The following is a 570-nucleotide window of genomic DNA, read 5'->3' on the forward strand; positions in this document are numbered from 1 at the left end:
GAGCGGGTAAATTGGTGATCTGCTGAAGCAACTCGCACTCGCTCTCTCTCCCGGATCTTGAGCTGGTCGCTGCTCTCGTGTCTTCCTCTTTCATCTCTGCTCTCGGTGTTCACCCGTCCGACGATACACGATGGAGGCCATCAAGAAGAAGATGCAAGGCATGAAGTTGGAGAAGGACAATGCCGTCGACAGGGCAGAAACCGCAGAGAACCAGTCCCGAGATGCAAATCTACGAGCCGACAAGGCTGAAGAGGAAGTGCGTTCGCTGCAAAAGAAGATCCAGCAAATTGAAAATGAGTTGGATCAAGTGCAGGAGCAGCTGGCTCAAGCTAACAACAAGTTGGAAGAGAAAGACAAAGCTCTTCAAGCCGCTGAAGGTGAGGTAGCTGCTCTGAACAGGCGCATCCAACTGCTAGAAGAGGATCTTGAGCGTTCAGAAGAACGTCTTAAGACAGCAACCGCAAAACTTGAAGAAGCCTCCCAAGCCGCAGATGAAAGTGAACGTATGCGTAAGATGCTTGAGCATAGGAGCATAACAGATGAGGAACGTATGGATGCCCTGGAAGATCA

The 570-nt window shown here is 50.7% G+C and carries 1 protein-coding gene; it reads left to right on the forward strand.

All coding sequences use genetic code 11. The features are described 5' to 3' along the window. Window positions 1–130: 130 nt before the first annotated feature. Window positions 131–570: tropomyosin (locus BB427_RS03885; protein ID WP_139119014.1), on the forward strand; the 440-nt coding region annotated here is incomplete at its 3' end.

This window comes from Pseudoalteromonas sp. BMB, from assembly GCF_001709235.1.
GTDB classification, from domain to species: Bacteria; Pseudomonadota; Gammaproteobacteria; order Enterobacterales; family Alteromonadaceae; genus Pseudoalteromonas; species Pseudoalteromonas maricaloris.